The 14,341-nt window shown below is 68.8% G+C and carries 13 protein-coding genes; 4 read left to right on the plus strand and 9 right to left on the minus strand.

Annotated elements, in window-relative coordinates:
• Positions 1–2 precede the first annotated feature (2 nt).
• The gene (locus EV375_RS11095) at positions 3–884 is read left to right on the plus strand and encodes a M23 family metallopeptidase (RefSeq protein ID WP_486588411.1); all 882 of its coding nucleotides are present in this window, start codon (positions 3–5) and stop codon (positions 882–884) included.
• 171 nt (positions 885–1,055) lie between these two features.
• On the opposite strand, the gene EV375_RS11100 is transcribed toward EV375_RS11095, so the two are convergent.
• Positions 1,056–1,532, minus strand: a complete 477-nt coding sequence (locus EV375_RS11100) for a Dps family protein (RefSeq protein WP_130299293.1) — start codon at positions 1,530–1,532, stop codon at positions 1,056–1,058.
• A 236-nt stretch (positions 1,533–1,768) separates the two neighbouring features.
• On the opposite strand from EV375_RS11100, the gene EV375_RS11105 reads away from it, so the two are divergent.
• Together EV375_RS11105 and EV375_RS11110 are read left to right on the plus strand one after the other, a co-directional pair.
• Entirely contained in the window at positions 1,769–2,650 is an 882-nt protein-coding gene (locus tag EV375_RS11105) for an alpha/beta fold hydrolase (RefSeq protein ID WP_130299294.1), read from the plus strand.
• A gap of 156 nt (positions 2,651–2,806) precedes the next feature.
• Complete coding sequence (locus EV375_RS11110; protein ID WP_130299295.1) at positions 2,807–4,123, plus strand: acyltransferase family protein; 1,317 nt, start codon at positions 2,807–2,809, stop codon at positions 4,121–4,123.
• Positions 4,124–4,543: 420 nt separating this feature from the next.
• On the opposite strand, the gene EV375_RS11115 is transcribed toward EV375_RS11110, so the two are convergent.
• From EV375_RS11115 to EV375_RS11125, 3 genes are all read right to left on the minus strand, one after another.
• Complete coding sequence (locus EV375_RS11115; RefSeq protein ID WP_486588412.1) at positions 4,544–4,693, minus strand: hypothetical protein; 150 nt, start codon at positions 4,691–4,693, stop codon at positions 4,544–4,546.
• Between the two features lie 201 nt (positions 4,694–4,894).
• Positions 4,895–5,764, minus strand: coding sequence for a thioesterase family protein (locus tag EV375_RS11120; RefSeq protein WP_130299296.1), 870 nt, complete (start codon positions 5,762–5,764; stop codon positions 4,895–4,897).
• Between the two features lie 76 nt (positions 5,765–5,840).
• Positions 5,841–6,509, minus strand: coding sequence for a trimeric intracellular cation channel family protein (locus tag EV375_RS11125; protein ID WP_130299297.1), 669 nt, complete (start codon positions 6,507–6,509; stop codon positions 5,841–5,843).
• Positions 6,510–7,001: 492 nt separating this feature from the next.
• Here EV375_RS11125 and EV375_RS11130 point away from each other — a divergent pair, with 492 nt between their 5' ends.
• Positions 7,002–7,775 carry a transglycosylase SLT domain-containing protein gene (locus EV375_RS11130; protein WP_130299298.1) on the plus strand — a complete coding sequence of 258 codons (774 nt, stop codon included), beginning with the start codon at positions 7,002–7,004 and terminating at the stop codon, positions 7,773–7,775.
• A gap of 95 nt (positions 7,776–7,870) precedes the next feature.
• Here the strand turns inward: EV375_RS11130 and EV375_RS11135 are convergent, their stop codons facing one another.
• The 5 genes from EV375_RS11135 to EV375_RS11155 all read right to left on the minus strand — a co-directional run bounded on the left by EV375_RS11135 (position 7,871) and on the right by EV375_RS11155 (position 14,046).
• Complete coding sequence (locus EV375_RS11135) at positions 7,871–8,953, minus strand: dipeptide ABC transporter ATP-binding protein (RefSeq protein WP_130299299.1); 1,083 nt, start codon at positions 8,951–8,953, stop codon at positions 7,871–7,873.
• A gap of 14 nt (positions 8,954–8,967) precedes the next feature.
• Positions 8,968–10,068 carry an ABC transporter ATP-binding protein gene (locus tag EV375_RS11140; protein ID WP_130299300.1) on the minus strand — a complete coding sequence of 367 codons (1,101 nt, stop codon included), beginning with the start codon at positions 10,066–10,068 and terminating at the stop codon, positions 8,968–8,970.
• A complete protein-coding gene (locus tag EV375_RS11145) occupies positions 10,065–11,063 on the minus strand; it encodes an ABC transporter permease (RefSeq protein ID WP_130299301.1) in 999 nt (332 codons plus the stop codon). The genes EV375_RS11140 and EV375_RS11145 overlap by 4 nt, the downstream gene beginning before the upstream one ends.
• Positions 11,064–11,185: 122 nt before the next feature.
• On the minus strand, positions 11,186–12,955 hold the full coding sequence (locus EV375_RS11150; protein WP_130299302.1) for an ABC transporter substrate-binding protein: 1,770 nt from the start codon (positions 12,953–12,955) through the stop codon (positions 11,186–11,188).
• 89 nt (positions 12,956–13,044) lie between these two features.
• Entirely contained in the window at positions 13,045–14,046 is a 1,002-nt protein-coding gene (locus EV375_RS11155) for an ABC transporter permease (RefSeq protein WP_130299303.1), read from the minus strand.
• Positions 14,047–14,341: the final 295 nt, after the last annotated feature.

Raw genomic sequence — 14,341 nt, forward strand, 5'->3', positions numbered from 1 at the left:
TGATGGCTGTGTGGAAGCGGCACGGTCTCGTCTTCGCGGCCGGAGCAGTGTGTGTTCTGGTCAACAGGCAAGGTCTCGGGCCGCTTTGGTTCACCGGCGTCGCGCTGATCCTGACGGGACTGCTCATGGCCGTCGTCATGAACTTCCGGCAGCGCCCGCGCGAAAGCCGGGCGCCACTGATGCTCCCGGTGCCCTTCACCGGGCGCTGGACGGCGTTCAACAGTCCGGGTTCGAAGGTCCCCAGCCACACGCACAGCCATGCTCAGACGTACGCGATCGACGTGAAGTACGAGCCGCGCCCGGACGAGGGCGAGGACAGCGGCGACGGCGACAGCGACGGAAACGGCGACGGACACGAGGCTCCGACCACCCCGCCCGTCACGTGGCTCTGGCCCCTCGCGCGGCGCCCGCAGTCCTACCCCTCCTTCGGCCGCCCCCTTCTCGCCCCGGCTGCCGGGATGGTCGTGGCGACCGCCGGCAGGCAGCGGGACCACCTGACACGTACGTCACTGCCCGGCGTGCTCTTCCTCTACCTGGAGGGGTTCGTCCGCGGCCTGGGGTGGCCCCGCCATCTCCTCGGCAACCACGTCGTGCTGGACATCGGCGGAGGCGTCCACGCTGTCTTCGCGCACCTTCGCCGCGATTCCCTCCGGGTGAACCCGGGCGACCGGGTCACGGCCGGGCAGCAACTCGCCGATTGCGGCAACTCCGGCAACTCCTCCGATCCCCATCTGCACTTCCAGCTCATGGACGGCTCGGACGTGATGACCGCACACGGCCTGCCCTTCGAATGGCGCTACGTCGACGACGACGGAAACGAACACACCGGCGTGCCCGCGAACTTCAGCAGCTTCGTCCCGGTGTTTCCGGCGCCGCGCTCTTGAGGGAGCGGCCCAGGGAGCGACCCGTCTCGCGTGAGCGGCACAGGCGGTGTTCTTGCCCGTGCGGGGCGAAGCGCCGTCCGGCTTGCCCGGGCCTGCGGCAACAACCGGCTCCGGCCGCTCATGGCGGCCGGAGGCGGTCGCTTCCGGTTCTCCCGGGGCTCGACCCCGGGCTCAACTGCCGTTCTCGGCCTGGAACATCCAGCGGTGCTTCTCGAGATCGGCGGTGAGCTGTATGAAGATGTCCTCGGTCACGGGGTCCGGTTCGCTCACCGAATGCATGCGCTCGCGGGCACCGGCGATGGACGCCTCGAGCGCCTGGACCATCGTCCGTACCGCGTCGGTGTCCTTCTGCCAGCCTTCCTTCACCCGCTCTATCGCGCTCGTGGCCGCAACCGTCGAGGAACGGCCGTCCGGCGGCAGACCGAGCGCGGACGCCCTTTCCGCCACGGTGTCCGAGTACGAACGCGCGGTGGAGACCACGTCGTCGAGCTGCAGGTGGATGGACCGGAAGCGGGGCCCGATCACGTTCCAGTGGATCTGCTTCGCGACGAGGGAGAGATCCACCAGGTCCACGAGTTCGCCCTGCAGGGCTTCACCAACGGTCTTCAGGTCGTCGTCCGGGAGCGTGCTCTTCACTGCGTAGGTCACAACCGTCTCGCTTTCTCTCGGCCGGCCCTGTATTTCCGATGTGCCGGGTATCCGGATGAGCGCCCGTGATTCATGACCGGGCGCACCTGCCCCGGGGCGGCGGGGGCGGCGGGCAACCACCCTGCGAATCACGCCGGTCACCGAACGTCACAGCCACCGGCGGCCGGCCGGCCCCAGCCGTCACAGCGGTCCGCAAATGCCGTGCGTGCGCGCCCCGCCGTACGGAGACTGGGCGGATGACGAAAAGCATCGCGGATGAGGCAGGTGACTGGGCGGCCGCCCTGGACCACACGTACGAGAGCTCCTCGGGCACCGTCCGGTGGGGCCAGCTCGGCCCCGCGGACGGGCCTCCCGTCGTACTTCTGCACGGCACGCCGTGGTCGTCGTTCACGTGGCGTGCCGTCGCCCGTGCCCTGGCGCAGACGTACCGCGTCCACGTGTGGGACATGCCGGGCTACGGGACCTCCGCGAAGTACGAGGGCCAGGACGTGTCGCTCGCCGCGCAGGGCCTGATCTTCACCGAGCTGCTCGGCCACTGGGGCCTCGGGGCCGGCGGCGCACACCTTCCGGCGGTGCTGGCCCACGACTTCGGCGGCTGCGTCGCTCTGCGCGCGCATCTGCTGCACGGCGCCGAGTACGAGCGTCTCGCACTCGTCGACCCGGTGGCGCTGGCACCCTGGGGGTCACCGGCCTACCGGCTGCTGGGCGAACAGGCGGAGGTCTTCGGGCAGTTGCCGCCCGCGCTGCACGAGGCGCTGGTGCGTGAGTACATCCGCTCGGCGAGTGCGCACGGACTGCCTCAGCGTGTGCTGGACGGGCTGGTTGCACCGTGGGTGGGCGAGTCCGGCCAGGGCGCGTTCTACCGGCAGATCCGGCAGAACGACCAGCGCTTCACGGACGAGATCGAGGGACGCTACGGCGAGATCCGGCCGCGCGTGCTCGTCTGCTGGGGCACCGCCGACACCTGGATTCCCGTCGACCGCGCGCACCGGCTGGCGGACCTGATCCCCGGTGCCGGGCTCCGGTTCGTCGAGGGCGCCGGTCACCTGGTGCAGGAGGATGCACCGGCCGAACTGACCGCCGCGCTCGTGGACTTCCTGCACGTGACGGCCGGGTAGCGACGCGGAGGGAGCAGCGGACCGCGCCCACGGCACGAGCGGGATCGCCCGTCGCAGAAGGCAGAAGGTAACCGCAACTCCCCCGTCCGCTGCGCGAAATCGCTGCATCGTACAGAAAAACTCCGTGCGCAGGCTGTCGCTCCTAGCGTGCGGCAGATGCTGCAGGCCGGTCCCGAGCGCGCGCCGCTTCCCCCGCTGCGTACTGAACCCGCCGCCGCTTCCCGCGAGTTGCCGGAAGTTCCGGACCGCGCCGACGGCGGGGACCGTACGGGCGGGGCGGGCCGTACTGACCGGACGGGCTGCAGGGACGGGGCGGACCGCTCCGCCCGGGTGGCGAAGAAGCAGGCGGGAGAGCAGGACGGGCCGCACCGCGACCCGTATCTCGACAACGCCAAGTATCTGACCATCGTGCTCGTCGCCGTCGGGCACGCGTGGGCGCCGCTGACGGTCGGCAGCCGGCCGACCGCGGCTCTGTACTACCTGCTCTACACGTTCCACATGCCCGCGTTCGTCATCATCTCCGGCTACCTCTCCCGCGGTTTCGAGTACCGGCCACGGCAAGTCCGCCGGCTGCTGACGGGGATCGTCGTCCCCTATCTCGTCTTCCAGACGCTCTTCACGTTCTTCATGCGGTGGGCCGGGGACGAACCGGAGCGTGAATTCGCCTACCAGGAGCCGGGGTTCGCCCTCTGGTTCCTGGTCGCGCTGTGCCTGTGGCGGCTGACGACCCCTCTGTGGAGGGCTCTGCGGTGGCCGCTGCCGGTCTCGCTGGCCGTCGCGGTCGCCGCCGGTGTGACGCCGAGCGTCGGCGACGACCTGGAGATGATGCGCGTGGCGCAGTTCCTGCCGTTCTTCGTGCTGGGACTCCGGTTGCGGCCCCGGCACTTCGAGTTCGTGCGGCACCGCTTCGTGCGGATCCTCGCCGTGCCGGTCACCGCGGGCGCGCTGGCGGTGTCGTACGCGGCCGTTCCGTACATATCCGCGGCCCCGTTCCTGCACGACAAGGACGCGCAGAGCCTGGGACTCCCGTCATGGCTGGGCGCGGTGATGACGCTCACGGCGTTCGGCTGTGCGCTGGTGATGACGGTGTGTTTCCTGTCCTGGGTGCCGCGCAGGCGCATGTGGTTCACGTCCTTGGGCGCCGGGACGCTCTGCGCGTACGTTCTGCACGTGTATCCGCTCCAGTACGCCAAGGAACTGGGCTGGTTCGAGGACGAGGGTGCGCAGCATCCGCTCGACCGCTTCGCGATCACGGTCATCGCGGCGGGGCTCATGACCCTGCTGTGCACGGCGCCGGTGCGACGGGCGCTGCGGTTCGTTCTGGAGCCGAGGTTGAGGTGGTTCTTCACCCCGCAGGCGAACGCCCCCGCCCCGCACGCGCCGGCTGCCGGCGCGCCCCAGCTGCCCACGGCTCCCTCCTCGCGGCGGCTGGAGTTGCCGGCGGCACCGGCGTCGGAAACGTCGCCGCCCTGAGAGCTCTCGAGAGCCGGTGCCCCGCCCGTGCCGCCGCCCTCCCCCGCGGGGCGGCGGCACGGTCCTCACCGGCAGCGGGACCGAGGCCGGGCAGGACACCGGCGGGTGCCCTGCCCGGCCGGCTCCGGCCGGTGACGCGTCAGCAGTTGCGGACCGACCAGACGGGCGTCCAGTCGTAGGAGGTGCTGCCTTCGCCGGGAGCGACGGCGCATTCCGTGGATTCCCCCTGTGAGACGGAACGCCGGGCCCGACGGTCGAGTGCGGGCCCGATCCGTTCCTTCAGACTCGCCTCGTCCGCCGCGCTCGCGCCAGACGTCGAAGCTGGGGCTTAAACGTCGAGCGGCGCGCTCAACGGACGGTCGAGGAGGGCGAGTCCGGCAGGGGTGATGGTGTGCAGCACGTGCCTGCTGCGGCGCACGCTCACCAGCAGGCCCGCCAGTCACCGAACGCCGGTGTGTCGTCCCCGCTGATCAGCGCCTGGAAGCTGTTGGTGATCTCCCAGAGGTGGTCGGGGGTGGCGGCGACGCGGACACGCGCGATGTCGTCGGCTGTGAAGTGCATCCGCAGCATGGGGTCTCCGACAGGGCTCGGTCACCGGCCGGTAGTCGGTGCTCCATGACATTGTCCGAGCCCTTCGGCGGGGCGAGGCTGCATTCGGCCACCCGGCCGGTCGGGACACGACCGCCCCGGACCGGGCGGCCGCCGGCCTCGCACGAAGGACCGCGGCCCGTGACGGGGCGGCGGTCTCCCTGATCCCGGGCGATCCGGCGGTCAGCGGATCGGTCCCGGCTTCGCCGCCTGTCCCACCTTCGCCCGCGCGAGCTGCCGGGACTGCGCGACGAGGCGGTCCGCGCTGTCCCAGACCTCCGCGTCCTCCTCCAGAAAGCCCCCGGCGAGGTTGACGGTCGTGACGGAGACACGCAGCGGCCCCGGCGCCGGGCGGGCCCGGACGTGGACGGTGAGCTCGACCGTGGGCACCCAGCCGCTCAGTCCCAGCTCGAACGCGGTCGGGGGCAGAGCGTCCACGGCCATGAGCACCGACAGCGGGTCCGGGTCCCGTCCGTCGGCCAGCCCGAACCAGGCACGCATCTCGCCGCGGCCGCTCGGCGCTCCGACCGCCCAGCCGCACGTGGCGGGGTCGAGCCGCAGGTCGAGGCGCTTGCCCATCTCTGGCCCGGCGTCCGGGCCCGCCGGGTTGTCCTGGGCGCTGAAGCACTGCCCGCGGGGAGGTATCGCGGGCGGCTCGGCGCTGGTACGGATGTCGTCGGTGACCGTGTCCAGGTCCCCGTAGGAGGCGAGGACGCGGATGCGCTCCACCTCGCGGCCGTCGGCAGCGGTCTGGAAGAGGCCGGCCGTGCCGGTGGAGAGGGTGCGGCCGCTGCGCACGACCTCGCTGCGGATGACGGCGGGCCCGTGAGTGGTGGCCGACAGGTAGTGCGCAGTGATCGTGAACGGATCGGAGTGCGGCAGTGTCTCGCCGAGGGCCCGGCCGAGCGTCGCCAGCAGATACCCGCCGTTGAGGGCGTGGCCGATGGCCCAGCCCGGGGAGAGGTGCGTGTCGTGGACACCGGGCTCACGTTGCCTTACGGAGGTGTCGCGGTCGAACTCGCTCAGGGTGGCTTCGCAGATGGTGTCGGACATGTGAGCACCGTACACGGAGAAGTTACCCACGGGTAGTCGCGCCTGGGCGCCCTCGCACCGGGCCCGGCGAGGCTCGTCAGCCTCCCGGCTCCGCGTCCGCGACCGTGGAGCGCCGATGCCAGGCGCGCGGGGCGCGCCAACCGAAGCGCAGCGCCAACAGGCGCACGGCGAACGCCAGGGAGGCGGCCGCGAGCATCGTCGCCGCGTTGAGGGCACCGGCGTCCAGCAGGAGCGCCGTCACGGTCGCACCGATGATGGCGGGCACGGCGTACAGGTCCCGGTCCCATCGCAGCAGTGACGGCACCTCGTTCGCGAGCACGTCGCGCAGCACCCCGCCGCCGGCCGCCGTGGCCAGGCCGAGCACGGCGGACGCGAAGAGCCCCAGCCCGTATTCGTGGGCCTTGACGGTGCCGACGACGCAGAACAGGCCGAGCCCGGCCGCGTCGAAGACGTTGATGGCCTTGTTGATCCGCTCCACGTGCGGGTGCAGGAAGAAGACGAAGGCCGTGGCGATCAGCGGGGCGTGGAAGTACCCGGCGTCCGTGAAGGCGGCGGGCGGCACGGCGCCGATCACCACGTCACGGAAAAGCCCGCCGCCGAGCCCGGTGACTTCCGCCAGCACGGCCATGCCGAATACGTCGAAATTCTTGCGCACGGCGAGGAGGGCGCCGGATATCGCGAAAACGAAGATGCCGGCGATGTCGAGCCAGTGCTGCACGGCCGGGTCGAGCAGATGCTGATTCACGGACCCATTCTTCCCATGCCGGCACCCGCCCGGGACAACCGTGCGGAAGCGCGGAGCGGAGAGAGACCCGCCCGGGGCTCCATGGGCCGCGGCAGCCGCTGCAGGCGACTCCGACCTGGGCCGATGCCAGTGGACGGCGAACCGGGACAAAGCATGACACCGGGAAAGCGGAATGCAATTGCCGCACCACGCTGGGTTCATTCGGAGCCCGCTCGGTGTGAGGCGGCGCATAAGACGCAGGTCACATCCGAACCCGCTTAGTGGGCACCTTCGAATGCCGCCGCAACCCTCGCGCCATATCGATGGTTCCGTCCTTGATGTCCCATTAGGTGCCTGCATTTCAGTCCGTAGCCGCTTAGTAGGTCACATATTTGGCGGCGGCCTCAGGAGCCTTTACCAATGTCAGCGTCGCTTCGCGCCGGGAACCGAACTCGGCGCCCCCGCCGATCCGGCAGATACGCGACGCAGCCAACGAAAGGTATTCGCTCTTCCATGCGCATCCCCAACCGCCTGACCAGGACCCAGAAGTCCGCCGCTGTCGGCCTTGCGGCCGCCGCAGGAGTCGCGACCCTCACCGCCGGCGCCGCGTCCGCCCACTCGGCCACCACCACGGGCCAGGGTCCGGCCAAGCCGGTTGCGAGCCACTCCGTGAACGTGGCCGGCCATCCGTCTTCCCAGGCCGCCAAGGCCGCGACGGGCGATCACGACACCGACAACACGCGCAGCCACGCACCGGCCAAGCCCCTCGTGAAGGGTGAGGCCAACAAGCAGACCTCCGCCGCCAAGCCTGCCGCCGAGGCAGACAAGGCCGACAAGGCCCAGAAGGCCCAGAAGGCCCAGAAGGCTCAGAAGGCTCAGAAGGCTCAGAAGGCCGAGCAGACCCGCAAGGCCCAGAAGGTCCGTGCCGACAGGACGTCCGAGCGTTCCATGGCGGGACTGAGCAAGAACGAGAAGGTCGACGTCTGGATCAAGGAAGCCCGCTCCATCATGAAGAAGGAGGGCATCCCCGGCTCGCACCACGGCATCAAGAAGAACGTCATGCGTGAGTCCGGCGGCGACCCGAACGCCATGAACGACTGGGACATCAACGCCAAGAAGGGCACGCCTTCGAAGGGTCTGCTGCAGACCATCCAGCCGACCTTCGACGCGTACCACGTCGACGGCACCAAGAAGAAGATCACCGACCCGGTGGCGAACATCGTCGCGGCCTGCAACTACGCCGCCGACAAGTACGGGTCGATGGACAACGTGAACTCCGCGTACTGATCCGGCGCGGAACGGCAAAGGGCGGCTGCGTCTCACGCAGCCGCCCTTCTGCGTCCGGCGGAACCCGGCCCCCGGCTGCCTCGCCCTGCCTGCCCCTAGCCGGCGACCGGCGTGCTGTCCTCCGGCTGCTGGTCCGGGGCGTTCTCCGGGTGGTGGCACGCGGCCTCGTGGCCAGGGGCCAGGGAGACCAGCGGCGGCTCGGCCGTCTTGCAGACCTGCGTCGCCTTCCAGCACCTGGTGTGGAAACGGCATCCGCTCGGCGGCTTGATCGGCGAGGGCACGTCGCCCTGGAGCAGGATGCGGTCGCGGCCGCCCTGCACCTTGCGCCGCGGGTCGGGCACCGGCACGGCGGAGAGCAGCGCCCGCGTGTACGGGTGCATGGGCGACTCGTACAGCGACCTGCGGTCGGTCAGTTCCACGATCTTGCCGAGGTACATCACCGCGATCCGGTCCGATACGTGGCGGATCACCGAGAGGTCGTGCGCGATGATCACGTATGTGAGGCCGAGCTCGTCCTGGAGGTCGTCCAGCAGGTTGATGACCTGCGCCTGGATGGACACGTCCAGCGCCGAGACCGGCTCGTCCGCGACGACGAGCTTCGGGTTCAGGGCGAGGGCGCGGGCGATGCCGATGCGCTGCCGCTGCCCGCCGGAGAACTCGTGCGGGTACCGGTTGTAGTGCTCCGGGTTGAGACCCACCAGGTCCAGCAGCCGCTGCACCTCCTTCTTCACGCCGCCTTCGGGCGTGACGCCCTGGAGCTTGAAGGGAGCGCTGACGATCGCGCCGACGGTGTGCCGGGGGTTCAGCGACGAGTACGGGTCCTGGAAGATCATCTGGACGTCGCGCCGCAGCGGGCGCATGCCGCTCACACCGAGGTGTGTGATGTCCCGGCCCTCGAACTCGACGGCACCCGCGGTCGGCTCCAGCAGCCGCGTGATCAGCCGGCCCATCGTCGACTTGCCGCAGCCCGACTCCCCGACGACGCCCAGCGTCTCCCCCGCCCGCACGTCGAAGTCGATGCCGTCGACCGCTTTGACCGCGCCGACCTGCCGCTTGAGGAGGCCCTTGGTGATCGGGAAGTGCTTCTTCAGACCGCTCACCTTCAGCAGCGACTCACCCGGCTCGGGGTCGGCCTTGGTCTGCACGGCGTCCGTCGCGCGCTGGGACGGGATCGTCATCTGCTCGTCCTCACTCACAGCTTCGGGGCAATCTCTTCGTTCCAGATGCGGTCCCGGTCCGCGCGGTCCATGTGGCATGCGGACAGGTGGCCCTCGCCCACTTCCCGCAGCTCGGGCCGTTCGGTGCGTGTGACATTGCCCTTGGGCACATCCGCGTACGGGCAGCGCGGGTTGAAAGCGCACCCCTGCGGGATGTTGATCAGGCTGGGCGGTGAGCCCTTGACGGGGATGAGCCGTTCGCTCTGCGCCCGGTCGATGCGCGGCATCGAGCCGAGCAGCCCCCAGGTGTAGGGGTGCTGCGGCTGGTAGAAGACCTGCTCGGCGGTGCCGTACTCGACGCAGCGGCCCCCGTACATCACGAGGATGTCGTCGGCGAGCTCGGCGACGACCCCCAGGTCGTGCGTGATGATGATGACCGCGGAGCCGAACTCCTTCTGCAGGTCGCGGATCAGGTCGAGGATCTGCGCCTGCACGGTGACGTCCAGCGCGGTCGTCGGCTCGTCGGCGATCAGCAGGTCGGGGTTGTTCACCAGCGACATCGCGATCATCGCGCGCTGCCGCATGCCGCCGGAGAACTCGTGCGGGTAGCTGTTGACACGCTGGTCGGGCTGGGGGATGCCGACCCGGTCGAGGAGTTCGACGGCACGCTTGCGGGCCGTCTTCTTGTCCACGTCGTGGTGGACGCGGTACGCCTCGACGATCTGGCTGCCGATGGTGAAGTACGGGTGGAGCGCGGAGAGCGGATCCTGGAAGATCATCGCCATCTCGCGGCCGCGCAGCCTGCGCACCGAGTCCGCGTCGGCGGACAGCAGCTCCTGTCCGTCGAGCCAGATCTCGCCCGACAGCTGCGCCTTCTGACGCCCGTACTGCCCGACCGTGTGCAGGCCCATGATGCCAAGCGAGGTGACGGACTTGCCCGACCCGGACTCGCCGACGATGCCGAGCGTCTTGCCCTTCTCCAGCTGGAAGGAGAGCCCGTCGACGGACTTGACCAGACCGTCCTGGGTGGGGAAATGCACGTGCAGATCGCGCACTTCGAGGAAGGAACGGGCAGGGGCACGGTCGGCGACTGGCTCACCGACCGCCGAGGTGCCCGTCGTGTGCGATTCCGTCATGCGAGCCTCACTCGGGGGTCGATCACGCCGTACAGCAGGTCCACGATGAGGTTCGCCACGACCACCGCGGAGGCGGTGATGAGCGTGACGCCGAGGATCAGCGGCAGGTCCTTCTCCCCGATCGCCTTCAGCACGGCCTGGCCGAGGCCGGGCAGGCTGAAGGTCGTCTCGGTGAGGATCGCACCGCCCATCAGGGCTCCGAGGTCGACGCCGAGAAGGGTGATGACCGGGGTCATCGTGGAGCGCATTGCGTGCTTGCGGATGACGACCGGCTCCCGTACGCCCTTGGCGCGGGCGGTGCGGATGTAGTCCTCGCCCATCACCTCGAGCATGGTGGCGCGGGTGAGCCGGGCGTACATGGCGCCGAAGAGGAACGCCAGGGTGAGCCAGGGGAGGATCATCCCGCTGAACCACGCGGGGAAGCTCTCCTCGGCCGGCGTGTACTCGTTGCTGACCAGCCCCAGCCCGTAGGAGAAGATCGCCAGCGACAGCAGGCCGGTGAAGTAGATCGGCAGCGAGACACCGCTGAGAGCCATGCCCATGGCCACGCGGTCCCAGAGCGTGCCGCGGCGCAGCGCCGAGACGACGCCCGCGACCAGCCCGATGACCAGCCAGATGATCGCGGCACCGACGGCGAGGCCCAGGGTGACGGGCAGCCTGTCGGCGAGGATCGGCCAGATGGCCTGCTCGGTCTTGAACGAGTAACCGAAGCAGGGCGCCTCGCAGTGGTACGTGTCGCCGGCGCTGGTGTAGTCGCGCCCGACGAGGATGCCCCTGAAGAACTCGAAGAGCTGGACGAGGATCGGGTCGTCCAGACCGAGCTTCTGCCTGATGCCCTCCAGCGCCTGCGCGTCGGACTGCTTGCCGGCGAACATCGTGGCGGGGTCCACCCCGGTCCACTTCGGGATCAGGAAGAAGATGCCGAACACCGCCAGCACGACGACGACGAGCATCACGACGACGGCGAAGAGCCGCCTGATGAGATATGTGAGCACTGCTACCGGCCCGCGGGGCCCAGTGAACCCTCCGAGGTCGTCGGAGAGTTCACCGGGCCACCACTGCGGCCCTCACCTGCCCTTCGTGACTGGCGGCGGGTGCGCCGGCGGGTTCGGACGGATCACTTGACGCCGAGCGAGGCGTAGTCGTACCGGCCGTTGTACGAGTCGGCCGTGTAGGTGTTCGTCAGCCTGCTGGAGCGCCAGATGATGTTCTTCTCGAACGTGAAGGGCAGGTAGTAAGCACCCTTCATGACCTCGGCGTTGATGTCCGCGTACTTCTGCGCGGCCTTGTCGGGGTCGAGTTCGGCGATCGCGTCGGTGAACATCTTGTCGATCTTCGGTTCATCGATCATGGCGAAGTTGTTGTTGCCGTTGGGCAGGATGTACTTGCTGCCCCACAGCGGCAGGCCGAAGCCCTGGCCGGAGGGGAAGTCCGCACCCCAGCCCATGATGATGATCCCGTAGCTCTTCTTCTTGACCACGTCAGGGTTGCCGATGATGCCGGCGGTCTGCGCGCCGTCGTACTCATCGACCTCGGCGTCGATGCCGATCTTCTTCAGCGACGCCTGCATGGCCTCCGCGGATGCGACCTCGACCTGCTTGTTGTTGCGAACCGCGATGGTGGTCTTGAAGCCGTTCGGCTTCCCGCACTTCTTCAGCTCGGCCTTGGCCTTGGCCACGTCGGCCGCGCCGTCGTTCTTGGCGATGCCGTACGGGTCGTACTTCAGGTCGGACCCCGGCACGGACGACGGCAGCATGTTGGTGCCGATGTCGCCGCCGGCCAGCGGGCCGCCGCGGGCGTTCTGGATCGACTTGTGATCCGAGCCGTAGATCATCGCCTTGCGGCAGTGGATGTTGTCGAACGGCTTCACCGTCTGCGGGAAGACCGCGTAACGGATGAACCCGGTGGCCGGGTTGTCGATGTTGCCCTTGTGCTCCTTCAGCGCCGTCTGACGTCCCGCGGCCTCGAGGCCGGTGGCGTTGATGTCCAGGTCGTAGTCGCCGTTGATGAGGCGCTTGTCCATCTCGTCGGCGTTGGTCAGCAGGGTGACCGTGATCTTGTCCGGGAGGGCCTTGCGGATGTTGTCCGAGGACTTCTTCCACTCGGGGTTGCGGACGAGCGTCAGCTTCTTGTTCGGCGTGTACGACTCGAACTTGTAGGGGCCGTTGGAGAAGGGCTTCAGGCCGTACTTGGACTTGGTGTCCTTGTCCTGTCGCACCGGCGAGGACGACGGCATGGCCAGCATCTGCTCGAAGTCACCGTTGCGCTTGGGCAACTTGAAGACGATCTCCGTGTCGCTCGGTGTCTCGATGGCTTCCAGGCCGAGCTTGTCCTTGGACTTGTCCTTGTAAGGGCCCTTGTACTTGCCGTCCGGGTCGAGTGTGTCCTTGATGTAGACGGGACCGCCGGAGAGCACGTCCTGAGCCCACTGCCGCTCGATGCCGTACTTGATGTCCTTGGAGGTGACGGGCTTGCCGTCCTCCCAGGTAGCGTCGTCACGCAGTTCGTAGCGGTAGGTCTTGCCGTCTTCGGAGATCTTGGCGGTGGACTTCGCCAGGTCCGGGACCAGTTCCAGGCTGTCCTTGCCGGGAACCGGCTTGTAGGTGATGAGCTGGCGCGTGTAGTAGCGCATGAAGTCCCAGGCGAAGCCGTAGTAGCCCCGCGTCGGGTCCCAGGAGTCGGCGTCCTGGGTGCCGATGAACTTCAGCGTCCCGCCCTTCTTGTCGGACGCGTTGGCCATCTTGCCCCTGGCCGCGTTGAATCCGGGCGCCTTGCCGTCGCCCTCGCTGTCACTGCCGCCGCCACCGCACGCTGCGGTGGACAGGAGGGCCGCGACCGCGACGGCCGACGCGGCGATCCTGCGCCTCGATGAGCGTTGGGTTGTCACGATCTGCATCCTCCGGTGTAGGTCACGGCCCGCACGGCTGCGCCGGGCCGGGTTACAAGACCAGGGCGCGCCTGGTGATGTGGGGGGAGTCATCGGGAACCCTTGGGGTCGAGCGCGTCGCGCACGCCGTCGCCGAAGAGGTTGAAGGAGAGGACGGTGATGAAGATGGCGACGCCGGGGACCACCATGTACATCGGGTCCGCCTCGTAGTAGCGCGTCGCCGTCGAGAGCATCTGGCCCCAGGAAGCGGTCGGCGGCTTGACTCCGACGCCGAGGAAGCTGAGGGCGGCCTCGGTAAGGATGTTGGTGGGAATCATGAGCGTCGTGTAGACGGTGATCGGCGCGATCAGGTTGGGCAGCAGCTCCTTGAAGAGGATGTAGCGCCGCCCCGCGCCGAGGCTCCGCGCCGCCTCCACGTACTCCCGCTCGCGCAGCGAGAGCGTCTGGCCGCGCACGATGCGGCCGATGTAGGGCCATCCGAAGAAGCCGATCACCAGGATCATCACGGTGAGACGCACGCCCGTACCCGTCAGCCCGAACATCTGGTTCGGGACCACGGAGATCAGCGAGATGATGAACAGCAGTTGGGGGAAGGCCAGCAGCATGTCCATCACGCGGCTGATGGCGGCGTCGAGCCAGCCGCCGAAGTAGCCGGCGAGAGCACCGAGCACGGTGCCGACGACCACGGCCACCACGGCCGAGAGGAAGCCGACGAGCAGCGAGACGCGGGCGCCGTAGACGATGCGGCTGAACACGTCGCGCCCGTTGCCCGGTTCGACACCGAGCAGGTGCTCGCCGCTGATGCCTCCGAGCGCGCCCTTCGGAGTCTGGAAGAGGGGGTCGATCATCTCTTCGTGGTGCTGGTCCGGCGGATGTCCCAGCAGGCTCACGATGAACGGCGCGAACGCCGCGATCACGATGAGCACCAGCACGACGGCGCCGCCGGTGAGTGCCACCTTGTCCCGCTTGAGGCGGTTCCACGCGATCCGTCCGAGAGAGCGTCCTTCGATGGACTTGCCTTCTGCGCCGCCACCGAGTGCCGGATCGACGGGCGCGATCTCCGCGGACGTGTCGTGCAGTGGTGCCGTCATCGTGGGGAAACCCTCTCTCGGCCGGGGGTGACCAGCCACGCCCGCCGCTGTAGCGGCCAGTTCGCAATCAACTCGTTCGCGAGGCCGATGCCTCAACGCTCGGGAGTCTCTTCGGCCGTGCGATCACCCGCCAGTCCCCCTGGGGAAAGGATGCTCAACTGTGATGTGACGCGCCAGATTCCGTTATACGAACGGAACCTGGCGACTATCGGAATCCGGTCAATGCGCGTGGACAACCGCCCACCTGCGGTTCCATGTACCAGGTGCCCTTGGCGGAAGTCCGGTTGCGTACCGA

Source organism: Streptomyces sp. CNZ301, assembly GCF_004217425.1.